Source organism: Brevibacterium sp. FAM 24630, assembly GCF_049804075.1.
GTDB lineage: Bacteria > Actinomycetota > Actinomycetes > Actinomycetales > Brevibacteriaceae > Brevibacterium.
Map to the genome: position 1 here is coordinate 53,584 of NZ_JBNBZD010000002.1, position 21,394 is coordinate 74,977.

19 protein-coding genes and 1 pseudogene are annotated in these 21,394 nt (G+C 65.9%); 11 read left to right on the forward strand and 9 right to left on the reverse strand.

All coding sequences use genetic code 11. From position 1 onward, the window contains the following. The first annotated feature begins 72 nt into the window (after positions 1-72). From narH to narI, 3 genes are read left to right on the forward strand one after another with little or no spacing between them, the layout of a single operon-like run. Positions 73-1,725 carry a nitrate reductase subunit beta gene (narH, locus tag ACPUD7_RS01735; protein ID WP_425118936.1) on the forward strand — a complete coding sequence of 551 codons (1,653 nt, stop codon included), beginning with the start codon at positions 73-75 and terminating at the stop codon, positions 1,723-1,725. A gap of 1 nt (position 1,726) precedes the next feature. Beyond that, on the forward strand, positions 1,727-2,596 hold the full coding sequence (gene narJ / locus ACPUD7_RS01740) for a nitrate reductase molybdenum cofactor assembly chaperone (RefSeq protein ID WP_425118937.1): 870 nt from the start codon (positions 1,727-1,729) through the stop codon (positions 2,594-2,596). Next, positions 2,593-3,324, forward strand: coding sequence for a respiratory nitrate reductase subunit gamma (narI, locus tag ACPUD7_RS01745; RefSeq protein WP_425118938.1), 732 nt, complete (start codon positions 2,593-2,595; stop codon positions 3,322-3,324). The genes narJ and narI overlap by 4 nt, the downstream gene beginning before the upstream one ends. Here narI and ACPUD7_RS01750 read toward each other — a convergent pair. Next, on the reverse strand, positions 3,318-3,977 hold the full coding sequence (locus ACPUD7_RS01750) for a winged helix-turn-helix transcriptional regulator (protein WP_425118939.1): 660 nt from the start codon (positions 3,975-3,977) through the stop codon (positions 3,318-3,320). The two genes, narI and ACPUD7_RS01750, sit on opposite strands and share 7 nt — an antisense overlap. Before the next feature lie 206 nt (positions 3,978-4,183). On the opposite strand from ACPUD7_RS01750, the gene ACPUD7_RS01755 reads away from it, so the two are divergent. Further along, complete coding sequence (locus ACPUD7_RS01755; RefSeq protein ID WP_425118940.1) at positions 4,184-5,908, forward strand: amidase; 1,725 nt, start codon at positions 4,184-4,186, stop codon at positions 5,906-5,908. Positions 5,909-5,974: 66 nt separating this feature from the next. Here ACPUD7_RS01755 and ACPUD7_RS01760 read toward each other — a convergent pair whose 3' ends face one another. The 3 genes from ACPUD7_RS01760 to ACPUD7_RS01770 all read right to left on the reverse strand — a co-directional run bounded on the left by ACPUD7_RS01760 (position 5,975) and on the right by ACPUD7_RS01770 (position 8,707). Continuing rightward, complete coding sequence (locus ACPUD7_RS01760) at positions 5,975-6,592, reverse strand: TetR/AcrR family transcriptional regulator (RefSeq protein WP_425118941.1); 618 nt, start codon at positions 6,590-6,592, stop codon at positions 5,975-5,977. A 73-nt stretch (positions 6,593-6,665) separates the two neighbouring features. Continuing rightward, positions 6,666-7,880, reverse strand: a complete 1,215-nt coding sequence (locus tag ACPUD7_RS01765) for a glycosyltransferase (protein ID WP_425118942.1) — start codon at positions 7,878-7,880, stop codon at positions 6,666-6,668. Positions 7,881-7,975: 95 nt separating this feature from the next. Then, the gene (locus ACPUD7_RS01770; protein ID WP_425118943.1) at positions 7,976-8,707 is read right to left on the reverse strand and encodes a DUF998 domain-containing protein; all 732 of its coding nucleotides are present in this window, start codon (positions 8,705-8,707) and stop codon (positions 7,976-7,978) included. Between the two features lie 102 nt (positions 8,708-8,809). Between ACPUD7_RS01770 and ACPUD7_RS01775 the strand changes: the two genes are divergently transcribed. The 3 genes from ACPUD7_RS01775 to ACPUD7_RS01785 all read left to right on the forward strand — a co-directional run bounded on the left by ACPUD7_RS01775 (position 8,810) and on the right by ACPUD7_RS01785 (position 10,918). Then, the gene (locus ACPUD7_RS01775; RefSeq protein ID WP_135539812.1) at positions 8,810-9,583 is read left to right on the forward strand and encodes an isocitrate lyase/PEP mutase family protein; all 774 of its coding nucleotides are present in this window, start codon (positions 8,810-8,812) and stop codon (positions 9,581-9,583) included. Positions 9,584-9,659: 76 nt separating this feature from the next. Continuing rightward, positions 9,660-10,421, forward strand: coding sequence for a VOC family protein (locus ACPUD7_RS01780; RefSeq protein WP_425118944.1), 762 nt, complete (start codon positions 9,660-9,662; stop codon positions 10,419-10,421). Beyond that, positions 10,418-10,918: a hypothetical protein gene (locus tag ACPUD7_RS01785; RefSeq protein ID WP_425118945.1), complete on the forward strand. Its 501-nt coding sequence runs from the start codon at positions 10,418-10,420 to the stop codon at positions 10,916-10,918. Before ACPUD7_RS01780 ends, ACPUD7_RS01785 begins: the two co-directional genes overlap by 4 nt. A 72-nt stretch (positions 10,919-10,990) precedes the next feature. On the opposite strand, the gene ACPUD7_RS01790 is transcribed toward ACPUD7_RS01785, so the two are convergent. Both ACPUD7_RS01790 and ACPUD7_RS01795 read right to left on the reverse strand, forming a co-directional pair. Beyond that, positions 10,991-13,120 (reverse strand): RecQ family ATP-dependent DNA helicase, encoded by a 2,130-nt coding sequence (locus ACPUD7_RS01790; RefSeq protein WP_135539808.1) that lies wholly within the window; start codon positions 13,118-13,120, stop codon positions 10,991-10,993. 56 nt (positions 13,121-13,176) lie between these two features. After that, the gene (locus ACPUD7_RS01795) at positions 13,177-13,650 is read right to left on the reverse strand and encodes a hypothetical protein (protein WP_135539806.1); all 474 of its coding nucleotides are present in this window, start codon (positions 13,648-13,650) and stop codon (positions 13,177-13,179) included. Between the two features lie 133 nt (positions 13,651-13,783). Here ACPUD7_RS01795 and ACPUD7_RS01800 point away from each other — a divergent pair, with 133 nt between their 5' ends. After that, positions 13,784-14,368 (forward strand): TetR/AcrR family transcriptional regulator, encoded by a 585-nt coding sequence (locus tag ACPUD7_RS01800; protein WP_135539804.1) that lies wholly within the window; start codon positions 13,784-13,786, stop codon positions 14,366-14,368. Here ACPUD7_RS01800 and ACPUD7_RS01805 read toward each other — a convergent pair whose 3' ends face one another. After that, complete coding sequence (locus ACPUD7_RS01805) at positions 14,369-15,277, reverse strand: ArgP/LysG family DNA-binding transcriptional regulator (protein WP_425118946.1); 909 nt, start codon at positions 15,275-15,277, stop codon at positions 14,369-14,371. It lies immediately after the preceding gene. A 70-nt stretch (positions 15,278-15,347) separates the two neighbouring features. Here ACPUD7_RS01805 and ACPUD7_RS01810 point away from each other — a divergent pair. Beyond that, a pseudogene (locus tag ACPUD7_RS01810) lies at positions 15,348-15,936 on the forward strand (LysE/ArgO family amino acid transporter). A gap of 42 nt (positions 15,937-15,978) precedes the next feature. After that, the gene (locus ACPUD7_RS01815) at positions 15,979-16,698 is read left to right on the forward strand and encodes an AAA family ATPase (RefSeq protein WP_135539798.1); all 720 of its coding nucleotides are present in this window, start codon (positions 15,979-15,981) and stop codon (positions 16,696-16,698) included. Between the two features lie 35 nt (positions 16,699-16,733). On the opposite strand, the gene ACPUD7_RS01820 is transcribed toward ACPUD7_RS01815, so the two are convergent. Continuing rightward, the gene (locus tag ACPUD7_RS01820; RefSeq protein ID WP_425118947.1) at positions 16,734-18,911 is read right to left on the reverse strand and encodes a YhgE/Pip family protein; all 2,178 of its coding nucleotides are present in this window, start codon (positions 18,909-18,911) and stop codon (positions 16,734-16,736) included. Between the two features lie 115 nt (positions 18,912-19,026). Then, positions 19,027-19,887, reverse strand: a complete 861-nt coding sequence (locus ACPUD7_RS01825; protein WP_425118948.1) for an ATP-binding cassette domain-containing protein — start codon at positions 19,885-19,887, stop codon at positions 19,027-19,029. Between the two features lie 369 nt (positions 19,888-20,256). Here ACPUD7_RS01825 and ACPUD7_RS01830 point away from each other — a divergent pair, with 369 nt between their 5' ends. After that, positions 20,257-21,336 (forward strand): tellurite resistance/C4-dicarboxylate transporter family protein, encoded by a 1,080-nt coding sequence (locus ACPUD7_RS01830; RefSeq protein ID WP_425118949.1) that lies wholly within the window; start codon positions 20,257-20,259, stop codon positions 21,334-21,336. The last annotated feature ends 58 nt before the right edge of the window (positions 21,337-21,394 follow it).

Below are 21,394 nucleotides of genomic sequence, written 5' to 3' on the forward strand. Positions count from 1 at the left end.
ACTCATGAACGGCTGGCAGGAACCCGCGAACTACTTGCACGCGACTTCGACTGGCGAACAGGAGGCACACTGATGAGAATCATGGCGCAGATGGCGATGGTGATGAACCTCGACAAATGCATCGGCTGCCACACGTGCTCGGTCACGTGCAAGCAGGCGTGGACGAACCGGAAGGGCACCGAGTACGTCTGGTTCAACAATGTCGAGACCCGGCCCGGGCAGGGCTATCCACGCGGCTACGAGGATCAGGAGAAATGGCAGGGCGGATGGGCGCTGTCGCGCAACGGTCGCCTCAAGCTCAAGGCCGGCGGCAAACTGAAGAAGCTCGCCTCCATCTTCTCGAATCCGAAGCTGCCCGGCATCGAGGACTACTACGAGCCGTGGAGCTACGAATACGACAACCTGCTCTCGGCACCGGAGCAGAAGCACATTCCCACGGCCCCGCCGAAGTCCCTGCTCACCGGCGAACGGATGGACATCAAGTGGTCGGGGAACTGGGACGACGACCTCGGCGGCACCTATGCCAAGGCCGATCTCGACCCGATGCTCAAGTCGATCGGGGACAAGGTCAAGCTCGAATTCGAAGAGACCTTCATGTTCTACCTGCCGCGCATCTGCGAGCACTGCCTCAATCCCTCATGCGTGGCCTCGTGTCCCTCGGGTGCCATCTACAAGCGGGAGGAGGACGGCATCGTGCTCGTCGACCAGGACTCCTGCCGCGGTTGGCGGATGTGCATCTCCGGCTGCCCGTACAAGAAGGTCTACTTCAACCATCGCACCGGCAAGGCCGAGAAATGCACGTTCTGCTACCCGCGCATCGAAAACGGCGAACCGACCGTGTGCGCCGAGACCTGCGTAGGCCGGCTGCGCTACATCGGTCTGGTCTTCTACGATGCCGACCGGGTCACCGAGGCGGCTTCGGTCCCCGATGAGAAGGATCTGTTCGCCGCCCAGAAGGATCTCATCCTCGACCCGCACGATCCCGAGATCATGGACGCGGCCGAGCGGGCGGGCATCCCGCACGACTGGATCATGGCCGCCCAACGCTCACCCGTGTACAAGCTCATCAAGGACTACGACCTCGCACTGCCGCTGCACCCGGAGTACCGGACGATGCCGATGGTCTGGTACATCCCGCCGCTGTCGCCGGTCGTCGACGTCGTCAAGGACACCGGCTACGACGCGGAGAACGCGGTCAACCTCTTCGCCGCGATCGACGAGCTGCGCATCCCCATCGAATACCTCGCGAACCTCTTCACCGCCGGGGACACCGATGTCGTGGCCGATGTGCTGCGGCGCATGGCGGCCATGCGGGCGTTCATGCGCGATATCAATATGGGCGTCGAACCCGATGAGCGCATCCCGCACTCGGTGGGCATGACGCCCGAGGCCATGGAGGAGATGTACCGTCTGCTGGCGATCGCGAAGTACGACGAACGCTATGTCATCCCCGCCGGCCACTCCGAGCAGGCGCACAGCCTCGAGGGCATCAATACCGACTGCCCGCTCAACGCCGAGGGCGGACCCGGGATGAATGAGATGCCCGACATCGCCTCCGGCTCGGGTTTCGCCGGGACATCGGGGGTGTCGGATCCGCTGGCCGAACGCAGCGCGGACGACGGCGACCGGTCTCACCTGCGCGGTCGGCTCAACCTGCTGAATTGGAACGGGAAGGGTCGACCCACCGGCCTGTTCCCCAGCGCCGACGGGCCGGCAGGAGCCTGAGATGTACCGACCGCTGAAGTTCCTGTCCAAGTGGACGAAACGCGCCGCCGCCCATGCCGAATCCGGCGGCCAGACGGCCCCCGGGGTGAGCGATCAGGCGCTGCGTGCCGTCTATGCCGCCGCATCCTGGCTCATCGACTACCCCGATGAGAAGCTGCTCGAACGACTGCCGCAGATCTCAGCGCTGCTCGAACAGGCAGAAGTGCCGGAGCACCTGAAGCAGGACCTGAGCGCAACGATCGGCCACCTCGGTGACGGTGACCCCATCGACCTGCGCGCCGACTACGTCGAAACCTTTGACACACGCCGACGCGGCTGCCTGTTCCTCACCTACTTCTCGAACGGGGACACGCGCAAGCGTGGGCAGGCGCTGCTGGAGATCAAGGACCACTACCGCGCGGCGGGCCTGGACATGGACGAATCGCAGCTGCCGGACCATCTCACCTATGTCCTCGAATTCGCCGCCGGGCACGATCTGGCCGCTGGCGTGCGGATTCTGCTGTCGAACCGGGCCGGGATCGAACTGCTGCGCCTGCATCTGGCCGAGATCGGCTCACCCTGGGCAGGGACGATACGGGCCGTGTGCGCGACACTGCCGGCTCTCGACGGGGATGACATCCACGCCGTCGAACGGCTCGCCGCCGAGGGACCGGCGGCCGAAACCGTCGGGATCGACGGGCTCGGCGGCTACGGTGACGCTCCACCGAGCGCGGCAGAGATGACCGCGGCGATGGCGGCGGCACCAGGGGCCGCCTCGGTGATGGAGACGGCGACACGAACGGACGGTGCGGTCCAGGCTCGGGGCGGCTGCTCGGCAGGTGGAACCCAGACATTCATTCCGCTGACCGAAGTGACAGGAGAGCGATCATGAACTCACCGACAGTGCTCGAGACGTTTCTGTGGGTGATCATTCCCTATATGGCGCTGGCCGTGTTCGTCCTCGGCCATATCTGGCGCTTCCGACGGGACCGGTTCGGATGGACGACGCGGTCCTCGCAGATCTACGAGTCGAAGCTGCTGCGCATCGGTTCGCCGCTGTTCCACTACGGGATCATCTTCGTCTTCCTCGGCCACGTCGTGGGGTTGGGGATTCCGAAGACGTGGACGTCGGCCGTGGGCATCACCGATCACATGTACCACTTCATGGCGATCACCGTCGGCCTCGGCGCCGCTGCGGCCACCGTGGGCGGACTCGTCCTGCTCATCTACCGCAGGCGGACGAACAACCGCGTCTTCGGCGCGACCACCCGACTCGACAAGCTCATGTACCTCATGCTCGCCATCGTCATCCTCGCCGGGGTGTACTCGACGATCTTCGACTCAGCGCTCGGCGGCTACGACTACAGGGAGGGAGTGTCCGTGTGGTTCCGCCAGTTCTGGACCTTCCAACCCGATATCGCACTCATGTCGTCTGCACCGCTCGGATTCCAGATCCACGTGCTCTCGGCGATCCTCATCTTCGCACTGTGGCCCTTCACGCGACTCGTTCACGTCTTCGCCGCCCCGCTCGGTTATCTGACCAGGCCATACATCATCTATCGGGCGAAGGACCGGCAGCGTCAGCCGCAGCGCCGAGGATGGGAGACCATCGACTACTGAGGTTCGTCCTCCTCGTCGAGCACTGTCTTCGAGCCGGGGCAATCGCCCTCCCGCAGGACGATCTGACAGGTCGCCGACGAGGTGTAGGGCAGCAGCTCATCGAGTTCGAGAGGGCCGGGCACCTGTTTCAGCAGACTGCGGACGAGGTTCGCATGGATGCCACAGGCGATCGCCCGCTCGTCCCCGACCATCCGGTAGTGCGGGCACGGGGCCAGGGAGATGCGCATCTCCTCGGCATCGGCCTCCGGCTCCATTCCCGAATCGTCGAGATGTTCGTAGAGCAGATCGAATTGGGCACCTGCGCCGTCGCCGAGTGCGTCGAGGGCGGCCGGTCGCAGGCCCATGCCTGCAACGAGTCGGCAGAGCACCTCGTGATGCTCGCGAGCGCGGGCGATGCGCTCGGCGGCGGCCGCGTTCGACTCAGGATCGTCGACCGGGTGATAGACCATCGGCGGCCTGCCTCTCGCCCCCGTCGATTCGGGCTGCAGGCAGATGAATCCCTCGTCGACGAGCACCCGCAGGTGGTCTCGCGCGGTGTTGATGTGCAGTCCCACCTCATCGGCGAGCTGCTTGAGGCGACTGCCCGGGTGGTTCTGCACGGCACCCAGCAGCAGGACCCGACTGACCTCGGCCAGTCCTCGAAAATCGTTCACTCTTCGCGGCATACCATCACATCCTTGCGATGCCTCGGTGGGGAACAGTTCGGAGACCTCCTCCACCTCTATTCTACAGCGCGTAGAAATTGATCTCATCACCGGCAGGCAACGGAATCCGCAGCCCATCACGACCGGATCGGCGCTACCCTGGGCAGGAACACGCCCACATCGCGCACGCACCGTCGAGTGCCCGGAGGATGAACATGTCGAAGTTCGACGTCGTCGAAGCGTCCATCGCCGATCTGCGGACGGCCCTTGAGGACGGCCGCACCACCTCGGTGGAACTCGTCGAGGCCTATCAGGATCGGATCGCCGCATTCGACGGCCCGGATACCGACACGAAGCTCAACTCCGTGATCGTTGCGAACCCCCAAGCGCTGACCGAGGCTGCCGCCTCCGACGAACGACGCACCGCCGGGACCACGCTCGGCCCCCTCGACGGGATTCCGTACACGGCGAAGGACAGCTACATGGTCGCCGGCCTCACGGTCGCGTCCGGTTCGCCGGCATTCGCCGATCTGATCGCGCAGAAGGATGCGTTCACGATCGAACGCCTGCGCGCCGGCGGCGCCATCTGCTTGGGCCTGACGAACATGCCGCCGATGGCCAACGGCGGCATGCAGCGCGGGCTCTACGGTCGCGCCGAGAGCCCGTACAACGCGGACTGGCTGACCAGCGCGTTCGCCTCGGGATCTTCGAACGGTTCGGGCACCGCCACAACCGCGAGCTTCGCGGCTTTCGGCCTCGGGGAAGAGACCTGGTCCTCCGGTCGGGCACCGGCTTCGCACAATGCGCTCATCGCCTACACGCCCTCGCGCGGGGTCATCAGCGTGCGCGGGAACTGGCCGCTCGTGCCGACCATGGACGTCGTGGTCCCCCACACCCGAAAGATGGCCGATCTGCTCGAGGTCCTCGACGTCATCGTCGACGATGATGCCGAGACCCGCGGCGATTTCTGGCGCGTCCAACCCTGGGTGAGCATTCCGAAGGCGAGCGCTGTGCGCCCAGCCTCGTATGCCTCGCTGCTGCCGGAGTCGCTCGAGGAGGCCCGGTCGGTGCTCGCCGGCGCCCGCCTCGGAGTGCCGCGGATGTATATCAACGCCGATGACGAGGCCGGGACGAACCCGGACGGCGGGATCGGCGGGCCCACGGGACAGCGGGTCGTCACTCGTGCCTCGGTGATCGAGGCGTGGCAGGCCGCGCGGGCCGATCTCGAAGCCGCCGGCGCCGAGGTTGTCGAGACGGATTTCCCGGTCGTGAGCAATTACGAGGGCGACCGCCTCGACGCTCCGACGATCAGGACTCGCGGACTCGTCTCGCCTGAGTATCTCGATCGGGAGATCAACGACCTCTCCTCGTGGGCGTGGGACGATTTCCTCTCAGCAAATGGGGATCCGAACCTGCACACGCTCGCCGAGGTCGACGGGGCGTTGATCTTCCCGCAGCCCGAGGGTGCGCTGCCCGATCGGTATTTCGGCTTCGACGACGATATCGCGACCTATCCGGAACAGGTGCGGGCCAATGGCTATTCGTCGCTGACGGAGATCCCGGAGCTCGAATCCGGTGTGCGCGGGCTCGAGGAGACTCGCCGTGTCGACCTCGAAGAGTGGATGGATGCCAACGGACTCGATGCCGTGGTCTTCCCGGCGATGGCCGATGTGGGACCGGCGGACATGGACGTCGATGAGACCTCGGCTGATCTCGGGTGGCGCAACGGCACATGGGTGGCCAACGGCAACCTTGTGCCGCGTCATCTCGGCATCCCCTCGGTGACGGTGCCGATGGGCACGATGGCCGACACCGGCATTCCGGTGGGTCTGACGATCGCGGGCCGCGGCTGGGACGATACCGCGCTCATCGAGATCGCCGCGGCGTTCGAAGCCACGGGAGCGCGCCGGGAGGTGCCGCCGCGGACCCCGCGTCTGTGAGCGATCATGGCAGGGTCGTGGGTGCCTACGGCGACCGGTCGTGCGCGCATGGGGGCGCTCAGATCGTCAGGGATCTGTTCGGGTGTGCAGCTGCTCGCTGTCGAGAACTCCACACGTCGCTGCGAGGATGACGGTGAGTGCATGTGCGCGCTGGGCCTCGAAGTCCGGCCCATTGATCGTCTCGGAGTGATCGCCGGCGGCCTCGTCGCGATCGGCGTCTGGTTCACCCGGACGCGGGGCCAAGTCGGCGATCAGCGGCTGCGTCGCCGCAGCGCTGCGGGCGAACCCCGCGACGAGTTCGAAGAGCACTGCGATCGCCGAATACTTCTGGCCCCGGCCCGCCGGATGGGGCGTGAGCAGTGACATGGCTGTCTCGACGACGTCCACGGCCTGTGGGCCGAGCTTCGTCGGCAGGCCGCCCGCGGCGAGCCACGGATGTGCGAAGTGCAGCTCGAGGAGGCCGTGCGTGAAAGTCCGCAGATCGGTCTGCCAGTCTCCGGTCGCCGTGGCTTCGCCTCGTTCGGTCAGTGCGCTGTCGCGAACGAGGTTGACGAGTTCCTCTCGGTTCCTCACATGCCGGTACAGGGCCGCTGCAGCACTGTCGAGCTCAGCGGCCACGGCGCGCATGGTCACGGCTTCGAGTCCGCTGCGATCGGCCAGAGCGATCGCGGCTCGAACGATCACGGTCCGGTTCAACTTCGCCCGCCGGCCGATCCTGATGGCCGGCCCGACGTGCCTGTCCGTCGTTGCGCCCTCCTCAGCCATCACACATCGCTGCCCACCGGCGCAGCGGTGCCGTGCTGTCGCCGTCGTCGAGTCGGGCAGCGACCTGAGAGGCGCGCTGCCGGTACCCTGAGTCGCCGAGAACCTGCTCCACACCTGCAGACACCCCTTCTCCGCTCACGCGCTTTCCGGTGAGCGGGGTGACCGCGGTGCCGAGTTCGTGTGCGCGTCGCGCCCAGAAGAATTGGTCGGTGTGCTGCGGCAGCGGGACACTCGGGGTTTGGGCACGCAGACAGGCCGCGGTGATTCCGGCACCGGCCTGATGCACGACCGCCGCGACCTGCGGCAGCAGCCAGGAATGGGGCACATGGTCCGCGGCGAAGACTCGGTGCGGAGCCGCCTCGGCGAGGTTGCTGCCGCAGGCCCCCTGCACGATCACTCGGCGGTCGGTGGCCTCCGCGAAGTCAGTCACCGCCGAACTTCCGCCGGTATCGACGCTGCCCAAAGTGATGAGGACGGGTGCGGGCCCAGCAGCGAGGAAGTCGACGAGTCCGACCGCGGGTGTCCAGTCCTCATCCTCGACGGGCCACCAGAATCCGTCGAGGCTGAGGTTGCTCGGCCAGTCGTTGGGACGCGGCAGGACTGCAGGCGAGATGCCGTGGTGGATGGGCAGGCCGGCGCTCAGCCGTCGATGGGCGCCTGCACGGCGGCTCTCATCCGGCAGTCCCAGTTCCCTGCGCACATGAGCGACCGCTGTGTCGACGGGAGCGGGGAAGCGTCGGGCCAGGCGGCCGAAACCGCGGTTGAGGACGGGCCCGAGATCGAGGTTCGAAGCGATCATCGGCGGGTAGCCTCGACTCGGCTCGGCCGGTTGCAGCAGCGCCTCGGCCGAGGGCACATCCAACGCTTCGGCGATGTCGTGACCATACGGCGAAATCGGGTTCGCGATGACAGCCCCGAACCCACCGCCCGCTGCGGCGGCGAGCGCAGCGCGGGCATGGTCGAGCATGTAGTCCCGCAGGTGGGCAAGGTAACCGCGGGCTCCCGGAGCTTTGCCACCGGGCGGCCGCGGCGGTTCGAGGGGAACGGTGAACGATACGGATTCGCAGCCGGCGGCAGTCACGGACTGCTCGTAGTCGGCATGAGTGACGATCGTTGCCCCGTGCCCGTCGGCGATGAGGCCCGAGGCGATGCGGATAGCAGGCTCGACGTCGCCGCGGGAACCGGGCGCGAGGACAAGGATCTTCATGAGCCTCCTTTGCGAACATTGTTCACTAAGGATAGCTCAGTGATCACTGCACAGGTTTTCGGACCCGGGCTTTCGGACCGCGGTGCTTCGACTTCTCAGCGCCCTTCTGCCAGTTCACGTCGCCTCTTCGCGGCATCGCGCAGCTGCTTCCACCCGGTGAGGACGAACCAGACGAAGAACGGGTAGGCAGCGACCCTCTCGATGATGCCGACCGGCAGATTCCAGCCCTCGGGTGCGGCCATGAGCAGGGTTCCCGCGAACCCGAGTGCGCCGAAGCCGACGGTGAGTCCACCGAATTCGGCAGGCCCGATCCACCTCTTCTCCGGCCACCTCGACATCGCGATGCCGGCGGCCAGCAGCCCGAGGTTCTGCACCGCGGCACCACCGAAGCCGAAGACCGCATGCAGGGTGGGGTCGATGTCGGCGGGGACCATCCCGGTTCCGACCAGCAGCAACCCGCCCCCGGCGAGAAGGAAGGAACCGCACCTGCCCCAGACCGTCGGCGCGATCCAGTCGTGCCAGACCAAAGCGATGACCGCGAGGATCGATCCGCCGAGGATGGAGGATCCGTTGACGAGCGGGTGCGCAGGCGAACACACCTCGATCGGGGCGTCGGCGACGGACCATTCCCCGCACCCTGTCACGCCCAGGTGGCTGATCGACTGTCGAACGAACGAATAGGTGCCCTCGGACAGAAGTGCCGCGGGGATTTCGATGAGGATGACGAGCAGACCGGCAAGCACAGCGAGGAGCGCCCATACCCGCTCAGGTTTGGGCGAAACGCGGATGGTGCCCGAACCGACCACCTCGGCCCCTCTGTGCGACAACCTCAGATGTCGTTCACGGTATCACCGCCCGAGTCTGAAACCTTCTGGTGAACCGCTGAAAACCCTGGCGTGTCGGGCCTGCGAAGTGGAACAGTATTGTCCATGGTCGATTACACGGTTCTTGCCGAACGCGCCTTCACCCTGCTGCAGGGACACCATCAGGACGAGCCTCTCGTACTGCCGACCGTCTGGGATGCCTGGTCGGCACGCGCCATGGTCGACGTCGGCTTCAACGCCTTGAGCATCGGTTCGCACCCGCTGGCCGATTCTCTCGGCCATGCCGATGGGGAGAACATGACCCTCGAGCAGGCGCTCGAAGGAATCTCGAGGATCACCTCGGCGGTGGACGTTCCCGTCACCGCGGATCTCGAATCCGGCTATGACACCCCGGCTCCCGAACTCATCGCCGGGCTCCTCGAAGCCGGTGCCGTCGGGGTGAATATCGAAGACACGATCCACAGTCGGGGCAGCATGCGCAGTCCCGACGAGCATGCTGCCTACATCTGGAGCCTCCGGCAGGCCGCCGAAGCTCAGCGGGTCCACGTCGTCATCAACGCGCGGACCGACGTGTTCAAATTTCCCGGCGATTTCGATGACCCCACCGCCGAGGCTGTCCGTCGTCTCCGTCTGTGCACCGAGGCGGGCGCGGACTCCGTCTACCCCGTCCGCCTGCCCGATGTCGGCACCCTCAAATCGATCCTCGCCCAGGTCACTCTGCCGTTGAACGTCACCGCTCATCCGATCAAGGGAGCAGTCCCCGAGGAGCTCGACCTCGGCCAGCTCACCGAACTCGGGGTGGGACGCGTGACCTTCGGTCCGCTGCTGCAAGCGGCGCTGACCGACTGCTTCGACGATTTCACACGTTCCTGGCAATAGGATTCCCGCACTCCCACCTCGTCCACCCGGGCCGCTGTCGTCCCTTGAAGAGAATCCACCCGATAGAGGAGATGCAATGCCACTCAATCCCCGTGAAGGCCAGCCCATCTGGATCGACTATGTCTGCCAGGACTTCGAGGCCGCCCAGAACTTCTACAACCAGCTCTTCGGCTGGGAATTCACCGACCAGGGCCCTGACTTCGGCCACTACACCATGATCACGAAGGACGGCAATGCCGTCGGCGGCGGCATGCAGGCGATGAACATGGACGGCACCCCGAGCCCGGAGATACCCACCGCCTGGTCGACCTACCTGCATACTGCCGACATCACCGGAGTCCATAAGGCCGCGTTGGCCGCCGGTGCCGCGGATGTCGTCGGTCCGATGCCCGTCGGCCCGCTTGGAGAGATGGCCGTTGTCGTCGACCCGACGGGATCGCCCATCGGCATGTGGCAGCCCGGCGAGTTCTCCGGCTTCGATACTCCGCTCACCCCGGGCACGCCGGTGTGGTTCGAGCTCATGACGACGAACTACCAGGCCGCGAACGAGTTCTACGGCGAGGTCTTCTCCTTCGACATCACCCCGATGGAGGGGTTCCCCTACTCAACGCACGGCGACGGAGATGATGCCGTGGCCGGAATCTGCGATGCCAGCGAGTGGGCGCGGAATTCCTACTGGCGCACCTACTTCAATGTCGAAGACGCCGATGCCGCGGCAGCGAAGGTGACCGAGCTCGGCGGCAAGGTGCTCGCCGGTCCCGAGGACTCCCCGTACGGTCGCATCGTCACGGTCACGGATCCGGAAGGGGCGACGTTTCAGCTGCAGCAGAACCCGTGACCGGCCGCGAGACCGCGGTCGCAGTACGTTTCGGGCCGCTGCGGAAACGGCTCCTCAGCCTCGGGGTCGGGGAGATCGTCGCCGCGGCGGTCTTTGCCGCAGTGCCGGCGAATCTCGCGTTCGTCGCCGCCGACGGCGCCGAGGCGGCACTGTGGTTCGCTGTGGCTCCACTGCTGTCCGTCCTCGTTCAGGGCGGCGTCTATTGGCTGCTTGCCCGGAAGCACCTGCCCGCCACGATTCCGCCCCATTTCGCTCGAATCTATCGAGGACTGCGGGTTCTCGATCCGATCGTGATTCTCGGCTGCGGCATCGGCGTCGTTGCCACCTGGCCCGGACCCAGCCTCAGTGCCGTCCTCGTCGTGTTCGTCTGGCTGTTCGCGGCGGCCGAGTACATCAACTACTTCCACATCCGCCTGGCATATCCGTGGCCGGTATGGGTCGGACGGGTCGGACGCAGGTCGACGCCGAGGCTGGTCAGGGACCTCCGCGCGGTCTGAGCCCGCAGGGTGCCGAAGCCAGTGTCCTCAGGACCTCGGCACCACCCCGTCAGCCCCGCAGACCCACCCGCATCAGGCCCGCAGCGCGAGCGCGAATGGCAGCACCGAGGTGGCTCCCGCCCTGCGCAGCAAGCGTGCGCAGACCGTCATCGTCCACCGAGAGACGACCTCGTCATCGACGAGCAGCACCGACTTCCCGGCCACGGCCTCTTCGACCTCGGGCGGGACGACGAAGGCCTCATAGAGGTCTTTGACTCGGAAGGCGCTGTTGACGTCCGGGGTGCCGTGGTCGCCGATCTGAAGCAGTTCACCCCCGTCGGCGAGACGACCGGCCGCAGCGAGATTCTCAGCCAAGGACCGAACGGTCACGGGGCGACGGCCGCTCGGAATCGAGACGACTACCTCGGGGCGAGAATTCCAATCCCACTGAGCAAGCACTTCAAGGCACCACTTGCCGATCTGCCCGGGGACCTCGACATCGGGAGCATCGGAGGCGAGGAATGACCGCAGCGTCTGCCCCTGCCCGAGGTCGGACAGGCGGGCGATCGCACGCCCTTCCTCGGCGAGTTCTTCCGCGGGGATCCGGCCCTTGAGAGGCACGCCGATATTGGCCAACCCGCTGGGCCACGTACTGCGCGGTTCGATGGGCAAGCCGATCTTGTGGAGGTTCCCGGCCGCAGCCTGACGCTGCTCGTCGGAGATCTCAGCGGAGAACCACACACCGGCGCAGTTGTCGCAGCGCCCGCATGGCTGCGGGTCGGGATCGTCGAGCTGCCGGATGAGGAACTCCATCCGGCATTGACCGGTCGCTTCGTAGTCGAGCATGGCCCGGGCCTCTTCGGCGCGGACGGCCGCGACCTTTTCGTATCGCTCCCGGTCATAGGCCCAGCCCATCCCGGTGGAGACGTACCCACCGCGGACCTTGGACACGGCGTCTTCGACTTCGAGGGTCTTGAGCAGCAGATTCAGACGGGACCTCTTGGTTCCGACCAGCGTCTCCAAGCGGGCCACGGACAGGGGGCCGTCCGCCTCGGCGAGGGCCGCGAGCACAGCATTCGCGTCGTTCTGGTTCGGCATCGATGCGGTGGCGAAATACTCCCAGATCTGTTCGTCTTCGGCACCGGGCAGCAGGAGCACATCGGCGGAGTCCGTAGCGCGGCCGGCACGACCGACCTGCTGGTAATAGGCCACGGCCGAGGACGGTGCCCCGATGTGGATGACGAAACCGAGGTCGGGTTTGTCGAAGCCCATGCCCAGCGCCGAGGTGGCCACCAGCGCCTTGAGGCGGTTGTCCTTGAGCTGCTGTTCGAGTTCGGCACGTTCTTCGGCATCGGTCCGGCCCGTATAAGCGCGGACCTCGTGGCCCTGCTCGCGCAGCATCCGGGTGATGTCCTCGGCGGCGGAGACGGTGAGGGTGTAGACGATGCCGGAGCCGGTGAAGTCACCCAGGTGTGAGGCCAACCAGGCGATGCGGGCACTGGCGTCGAGTCCGGGCAGGACCCCGAGCCGCAGCGAGTCGCGGGCGAGTTCGCCGCGGACGACGGTGGTGTCGTCGCCGAGCTGTTCGGCGACGTCGGCGACGACCCGGGAGTTCGCGGTCGCGGTCGTCGCGAGCACCGGGGTGTTCGTCGGCAGTTCGGACAGGATCCGGCCGATGCGGCGGTAGTCGGGGCGGAAGTCATGCCCCCAGTCGGAGATGCAGTGGGCTTCGTCGACGACGATGAGGCCGAGGAAGGACAGCAGCTGCGGCAGCACCTCGTCGCGGAACTGCGGGTTGTTCAGCCGCTCCGGGGAGACGAGGAGGACATCGAGGCTGCCGGCTCTGAGGTCCTCGAGCACGGAGTCCCACTCGGTGACGTTCGAGGAATTGAGACTGGCGGCACGGACACCGGCACGCTCGGCAGCGGCGATCTGGTCGCGCATGAGCGCCAACAGCGGCGAGATGATGAGGCTGGGTCCGGTGCCGGAGGCCCGGAGCATGCGGGTGGCGACGAAGTACACAGCCGACTTGCCCCACCCCGTGCGCTGGACGACGAGCACGCGTTTCTTGCCCTGGACGAGGTCACGGATCGACTCGAGCTGACCGTCGCGGAACTGCGCGCTCGGGTCTGCGGTCAGCTCGGCGAGGATCCGCTGAGCGGAGGCGGCGAAGTCGTCGGGAGTTGCCGAAACGGGCGGGGACGTCGGGATGCTTTCCGTCATGGGGCCAGTCTAGGTGGAGGCACTGACGCGACCCGGCCGGAGGCCCCGTCCTCGACTCAGCGCAGCGCGAGTTCGATGCCGAGCGTTGCGAGCACGCCGAAGAGCACTCCCCACATGATGATCGAGATGACCTGCCAGAAGGCGACGACATTGCGGTTCGCACCGAAGCCGACCATCGCCGAGGACGTGATCTGTGAGGGCAGGAAGGTCTGGCCGAGCAGCGAGACTCCCGGCACGCCGAACTTGTCGAACATGCGCTTGAGCCGTTGCCGTTTCGGCGACTCATCAGGTTCCTTGTTCTTCGTCGCCCTGTCGCGAATGGCACCGGTTCCATAGACGAAGGCGAGCATCGAGATCACATTGCCGATGACGGCCATGAGGATGGCGACGACCGGGTGGAGGCCGATCGCCACACCGATGACCGAGCCGAAGTAGGACTCGACGAAGGGGATGGCGGAGACGAGAAGGATGCCCGCCCACTGCAGCCAGTCGGGAATGGACGCGGCGAATTCCTGGAGGCTCTCGATCATTTCGGACTCCCTTTCCACAGGGTCGATGCTCTGTCTAGTACGGCGTACTAGTACACTGTACTACACTGGCGCATGGCCGCGCCGCGATTCGGCGGTCGCCTGGCATATGGTGGGATCACAAGGGAAGAGGAACATGGCTCGTCGCGCAGAGATCATCGAGGCCGCGATCAGGCTGGCCGAACGGTCGAGCCCCGGTCAGGCGAATCTCAGTGTGAGAGCCGTGGCCAAGGAGGCCGGGATCGGAGCATCGACTCTGCGGCACTACTTTCCCACTCAGGCCGCTCTGCACGAGGCGATCGCGCAGAGCTACATGGAAGTCGCGATCAAGGACTTCTCGATCGACGACGCGGCCCGCGATCCACGGCAGCGTCTCTTCGAGTGCTGCTCCCAGTTCCTACCCTCGCATGAGCATCGCGATCTCCAACTCGATGTCTGGCTGACCATGCACATCAGCGCCCTCGGGCCCGAGCAGCGTACGCGGGCCCGCCGGCTGATCGAACACGGCCATCAGGTCACCTATGACTGTCTCCACAGGTGGCTGGGCCTCCTCGCCGAGGAGGGCCATATCGATCCCGCCGAGGTGCCACCCTCGGCGACCGCCCTGTTCACGATGCTCGACGGACTGAGTCTGCATGCGATCATCGCCCCCGAGCGCATCACCGTCGATGCCGCCCTCGATCAGCTCAGATGGCTGATCGCGAAGCTGCTCGACGGCTGATCACCGCATCGTCGCTGCGGCACGGCGGAGAGCCGCGGTCAGCCGTGCGAGCTTCTCCGAAGCCAGCTTCCAATGGTGCCAGTACAGGGGCACGTCGATGGGCCGGGCCTCGGGGATCTGAACGAGATCGTCGTCGAGTTCGTCGAGCTGGAGCACGGGCAGCATCCCCCAGCCGACACCGGCTGCCACTGCGGTCGCGAAATCGGCGGAGCTCGGCACCACCGACATCGGCGGGGTCACCTCGACTCCCTCGCGGCGGAGGAATGACAGCTGCAGATCGTCGTCCTTGCCGAAGTTCACCATGGGCATCCTCTCCAGGTCCACCTCGGCGCCGGTGCTGTGCCTGGCCAGCAGATGCCTGGTGGCGACGGCGACATAGCGCATCGACCCGAGCCGTTCGACCTCGGTCCCGTATCCGCCGACCTGCGCCGAGGTGATCGTTCCCAACACTTCGCCCGAGGTCAGGAGGCCGAGCGCCTTGTCCTGGTCGGCGAGCTCGATGCGGATGACGATGTCATCCCAGCCGGCCGCCTCGGCGAAGATCGGACGAAACCACGTCGCCATGGAATCGGCGTTGACCCCGATCCGCAGCACTGTGGGGATCCGGGCCGCGGTGCCGGACCCGGCCCGGTCGGCGTCGGTCCGGCCGGGTGCATCGATGTCGATGAGACGGTCCATCGTCTCGGCCTCGAGCAGCTCGACCTCCCGGGCGTACCTGAGGACCGCCTGCCCCGCCTCGGTGACGGTGATCGGATTGCTGCGGCGGATGAGCACCTGTCCGAGGCGGGACTCGAGGGTGCGGATGCGCTGACTCGCAGCCGAAGGCGTGATCCCCAGGACGAATGCCGCGCCTTCGACCGTGCCCTCGTCGACGGCCGCGGCGAGCGCCTTGACGTGCTCGATGTTCATGAAGCAATTGTGCATCAGATGAAGATTCTTGTGTTTTTCTTACCCGGCTGCGGACTCTAATCTTGAGTCCGTGCTCACTCATCTCGTCACCGGACTCCTCACCGGCTGGTCGCTCATCATCGCCGTCGGACCTCAGAACGCTCTCCTGCTGCGGCAGGGCATCCGGCGTGAGCACCTCGGCGTCGTCGTCACTATCTGCAGTCCTGCTCATCGGAGCGGGCACGGTGGGCATCGGCGCGATCGTGCTCTTGGCGCCATGGGCTCTGGAGATCCTGCGCTGGCTGGGCGTGGCCTATCTGCTCTGGTTCGCGTGGACCAGCCTGCGCTCGGCACGCGCTGCCACCGGGCTCGAAGCGGACACCCAGCAGCGCAGCCTCAAGTCGGTCATCCTCACCACGCTGGCGCTGACCTTCCTCAATCCCGGTGTGTACATCGATACCGTCGTCATGCTCGGCAATCTCGCCAATCAGCAGGGCGAGGGCAACGTCTGGCCGTTCACGCTCGGGGCCATGCTCGGTTCGATGAGCTGGTTCCTCGCCATCGGCTACGGCGCCCGCGGACTCTCCCGGTACCTGGCCCGGCCGCGAGTGTGGCAGGTCCTCGACATCGTCATCGCGATCGTGCTCATCATCCTCGCGCTGCGGCTGGCACTCGGGTAGGCACGGCCGGCCATGTCAGGGCCGGCCGGTAGCCTCACCGACATGGATCCCCGCATCGATCTGCCGCTGCGATCAGTGAACAAGCACGCTCTGTCGCCTCCGGAGCTGAGTCCCTGGCTGCGCGAGCTGCCGGCCGTCCGCAACGTTCTGGAGGGATTCGAGTTCGAACGCACGACCGTCTTCGTCGGCGAGAACGGTTCGGGCAAGTCCACGATCATCGAAGCCATCGCTACGGCCCTCGACCTGCCGCACGGCGGTGGCTCCGACTGGGAGAGGCGCGATCACGCCGAGGCGCCTCCCGAGCTGAGCGACCACCTGCAGATCATTCGCGGAGCGTCAGCTGACCGCGGCGGCTTCTTCCTCCGCGCCGAGACGATGCACGAGAACATGGCCTACCTGCTGGACGTCGGTTCCATCCGCGGCCGCCAGTACGCCCAGCGGTCACATGGCGAGATGTTCGTCGACCTGCTCACGGGCAGATTCATGGGGCTGGGGCTGTGGATCCTCGATGAGCCGGAGAGCGCGCTGTCCTTCACCGCTTCGCTCACTCTTCTCCAGCTCATCCGCGAACGCCAGCGCAACGGCCTGCAGACGGTCATGGCCACGCATTCTCCGATCCTCGCCCGAGCCGAGGGGGCGAAGCTCGTCGAGGCCGGGGAATGGGGGCTGCGCGAGTCCACGTGGGAAGACCTCGACATGGTCGACCACTGGCGCCGCTTCCTCGACGACCCGCAGCGGTACCTTCGCTACCTCGACGACTGACCGAGGCGACCCCTTCCGCCGCGCCCGGCCCAGCACTACAAGCTCAGACTCGGGTGCAGCTGCGTGAGCGTGACCATGCGTTTGCGGCTGCACACGACGACGGTCGCTGCCAGGGCGATGAGCGTCATCAGCAGCAGAACCACCGCCGATTGCCCGGCGATGAACATATCGCCGCCGGCGATGAGCGTGCGCAGTCCGTTGACCGCGTGACTCATCGGCAGGAACGGCGAGATGATCTGGAAGATGCCCGGTGCCGTCTCCACGGGATAGGTCCCGCCCGCCGAGGCGATCTGGATCATCAGCAGCACGAGCGCGATGAGCCGCCCGACTCCGCCCAGTGCGGCCACACACAGCTGGTGGATCGCGTGGAAGTTCGCGGCGATGAGCACCGAGAACAGCAGGGTCCACAGCCATGCACCTGCCGAGAAGTCGAGGGCGAAGGTGAGCACGAGGTAGAGCACTGCGACCTGCGCGACTCCGAAGAGCAGACCCGGCACATATCCGGCCCAAGCGATGCGCGAAGACTTCGCCGATGAGGCCAGGGCACGATAGGGAATCGCGTTGAGGACCATGTAGGTGATCATGCCGCCGATCCACAGTGCCAGAGACACGAAGAAGGCTGCCAGGCCCTCACCGTAGGCATCGACGGCGTTGTCCTTGGACTTCTCCGCATCGACCGGCACAGCCACGACGTCCGACCGGTGGTCGCGGTCGTTCTTGTCGTACGTCGGGATCTGCTCAAGCCCCTTCTCCAAGCCGTCGGCGAGTTCCTCGGAACCGTCGACGAGCTTGCCCGCACCCTTGTCGAGTTCGGTCGACCCGTCGACGAGCTGCGAGGAGCCGTCCTTGAGGTCATCGGCTCCGTCCTTGGCCTTCGCGGTGCCGTCCTTGAGTTCGACGGCACCGGAATGGAGATCATCGGCTCCCGTGGCGAGCTTGCCCGCCCCGGCATCGAGCTTGAGCAGGCCGGAATGGAGGTCGTCGGCTCCAGTGGAGACCTTCTGCGCCCCATCGTCGAGCTGACCGACCTTCTTGTCCGCGGCCCTGATCTTCTCCATGACGGAATCGACGGCGTCGGTCACCGGGCCCTCGAGGCGCTTGGCTTCGTCCTTCGCATCGGAGGCACGCGTGTGCGCACTGTCGAGATCCTCGCCGAGGCCGTTCATGTCGTCCGCGAGTCTCTGCACATTCTCATCGTCCGGATAGTCCTTCTGCAGCTGCTTGACCCGGTCGTCCATGTCCCCGCGCACGGTGGTGCGAGCATCATCGAAGTCGCCTTCGGCACGTTCGAGCTTCGGTCGCGCCCCGTCGACGAGGTCATCGGCCTTGCGCTTGAGGTCCTCCGCCTTGTCCGTGGTCTCATCGGCGACGTCACGGAGCTCGGAGGTGCCGTCGGCGACCTGACCGGCCCCGTCGGCGAGTTCGCTCGAACCGTTCTTCGCCTCGGTCGTCGACTTCGCTAAGGTATCGGCGCCGTCGGCGAGGTCGCCGCTGCCCTTCTTGAGCTCCCCGGCGCCGTCGTCGAGATCGCCGAGTCCCGTTCTCAGCGTGCCGACGCCCTTGTCGAGCTCGGTCGTCCCGTCGACGAGCTGACCGGTTCCGTCGTGGAGTTCGACCGAACCGTCGTGGAGCTCCGCCGCCCCGTCTGCGGCCTTCTTCGTCTCCGCGTGGATGTCATTGAAGCCGAGGTAGACCTCGTTGACGTATTCGGACGTGGTCGTCTTGTTCAAACCCGAATTGATCTCATTGAGCACAGTGCCGGCCACTTGGCCGACGATGAAGTTGTGGGCGTCGTCGGTGCGCAACTGCAGTCCAGCCCGTTCCGGATCGTCGCCGCCGGTGGACACCAGGGCCTGCGAGAAGTCCTTCGGGATCTCGAGGATCGCGAAGTACTTGCCTTCGGACAGGCCCTTGTCGGCTTCCTCCTGGCTCGTCTCGGTCCAGTCGAATCCGCCTTCGCCCTTCGGGGTGATCTCGTCGACGAGTTCATCGCCGGCGTGCAGGGTCTCGCCGTCGGAATCCGGCTTCTCCGCCCCGACGTCCTCGTTGACCACTGCCGCCTGCAGTTTGTCGAGATGGTCGGTCGGGTTCCAGTTCGAGGCCAGGTAGAGGCCGCCGTAGATGGCGGGGATGATGGCGATGACGATCATCGCCAGGCGCGTGATCGTGTGTCGTTTGAACCGTGAGAGCTCTAGCCAGGGAAGGGAGAACATACGGGAATCTCCTCGGGATCGAAATCGTGGTGGAGGACTGTCAGTGCGGATGGGGCCGCGATCGGATCGCGGCCGGGAGCCGCCTCGGCGAGTGCAGGCGACGGTGCGGACATCGTCAGTGCCGCGATCGGCTGTGGGGTCTCTGGCTGACGGGCAGCTCGAGTTCGACGACCGCCCTCGGCTCCGCGTGGGGTCCGAGCGATCGCTGTGCGATGTCGAATTCGCCGGCGTCCTCGCAGGAGACGATGACCGTGAGCGGCTTGTCCGGCTCTCGAGTCTTCCGCAGCTGCTGGTAGACGAGGATCCCCGCCCAGGCTCGCGCCCGGTCGGCTGATTCGCGCAGGTAGTCGATGTTGTCGATGACGACGACGGGCGGTCGGCTCAGGCAGGCCAACCCGAATTCGAGGAAGAACTTCTGCAGCTCGCTCAGTTCCGAGACGAAGACCTCACCGTCGTCGTCGATGAGGAAGTCTGCCCGCTGCGCATCTGTGGTCGAGAACGTCCCTTCGGGCTGTTCGTCGATGAAGTCCGTCGCCGACTGCAGAGTCTCGCGGAACAGGCCGATGATCTCGCGCAGCGATGACTTCGACACCCAAGGCTTATACCAAGGCTGCAGCATGATCTGGCGTTCGGCGACGTGCTGGGCCACGGTGAAATCGTTCTCGAGGTCGGTCAGACCCTCGACATGTCCGACCGCGACCAGGCTGCGAACGGCGCGGGCCCGTTTGCGGATGTCGAGGTCGCCGAGGCGGCCCTCCCCCGCCGAGACCCGCATCCGTCCCGCGAGGGACAGGAGGAAGGAGGTCTTTCCGCTGCCGGCGGGACCGCGGACGATCGCGAGTCCGCCCTCCGGAATCTCGAGGTCGATGTCGTCGAAGACCTCACCCTGCTTGCCTGACAGGGACCAATTGCGCACTGCAATCGACTGCTCGTCGCTGTCCGTGTCCTCGGCGAGAGTCTCTGTGGTGCTCTCCATGGCCATGGCTCCCAATCGTCCGTTCCCACGTGTCTGTGCCGGCTTGTCTGTCCTCGCGCCGACCCTCAGCGCGTCCGGGCGCCGACGCGCCGCTTATGTGACTGCAGACTACGCCACCGGAGGGGAACGGCGGCATAAGGAGGGGCCGACAGACTTCAGGTTACTCATAGGTAACTCTAGCGGATCGTCTCACGAATACGGGCTCAGAAAAAGGCGATTGTCGGCAATCGCACACCATCGCCTCCGCCTGCGGGCGCGATTCGGAGTCCGCAACGTCTCCTGTGCAGCTGCGGGCCGATGCGGAGTACTAAGGTTGAAAGGAACGAATACGCAGATGGGAACGAATACGCACATGAGGGCGAGGAGCGGATGAGCACGGCGGATAGCGGCCTCTCGCAGCTGCACAGGGCCTGGGGCCTGAGCCCGTCGACGCTCGCACCCGGATGCTTCGCTTCGGTGATGGCCACGGGCATCGTCGCGGTCGGCGCTCAGCTCAAGGGGCTGCACCTGCTCAGCGTCGTTCTGTTCTGGCCGGCTGTCGTCCTCTACCTGTTCTTCATCGCTCTGTCACTCATTCGGGTGGTCCGCTACCGAGATGATCTGCGTGCCGACCTTCACAATCCCAGTCGCGCCTTCGGGTTCTTCACTGCTGTGGCGGGCACGAATGTCCTGGCCACAGCGCTGATCGGGCTCGGGGTGGTGCAACCGGCGCTGGTGCTCTTCGGCATCGGCGCCCTGTTGTGGCTGATCCTCGGGTACGGAATTCCATTCACTGCGATCCTCGGCTCGAACATCCACCCGGTGTCCAAGGAAGTCAACGGCACCTGGCTGGTCTGGGTGGTGGCGTCTCAGTCCGTGGCCGTCGTCGCCTCGAGCCTGGCGATCGAAACCGCGAACACCGAGTTCTCCTCTGCGGGCTTCGTCGTCTTCCTCACCCTGGTCGCTGTGGTGATGTGGGCCGTGGGATTGGCACTCTATGTCGTCTGCTCGGTGTCGATCTTCGTCAGGGTTCTGCGGCATCGATTCGGGCCCGAAGACCTCGACGCCCCGTACTGGGTGACGATGGGGGCCTTGGCAATCACGATCGTTGCGGGATCGCGGATCCTCGAACTCGAGGCCTCGCCGATCCTTGATGCCACACGCATGGTCGTCGGCGGATCGTCGACGCTGCTGTGGGCCTTCGCCACCTGGCTCATCCCGGCTCTCGTTCTGGCCGGAGCGTGGCGGCACCTCATCCACCGGGTGCCGATGAGCTACTCGGCGGGACTGTGGAGCATGGTGTTCCCCTTGGGCATGTACGCGGTGGCGAGCATGTTCCTGGGCCGCTCGGATCGGCTGCCCGCGATCGAGTGGATCGGTCAGCACTGGTTCTGGATCGGCTTCGTCGTGTGGGCGATCGTCTTCGTCGCGATGATCGTGTCGTTCGTCCGGACCGTCCGCCCCCGGTAGTCACCCGCGAGCGTCACCGCCTCTCGCAGGCGGCACAACGCCCCGCCGACGTCATCTC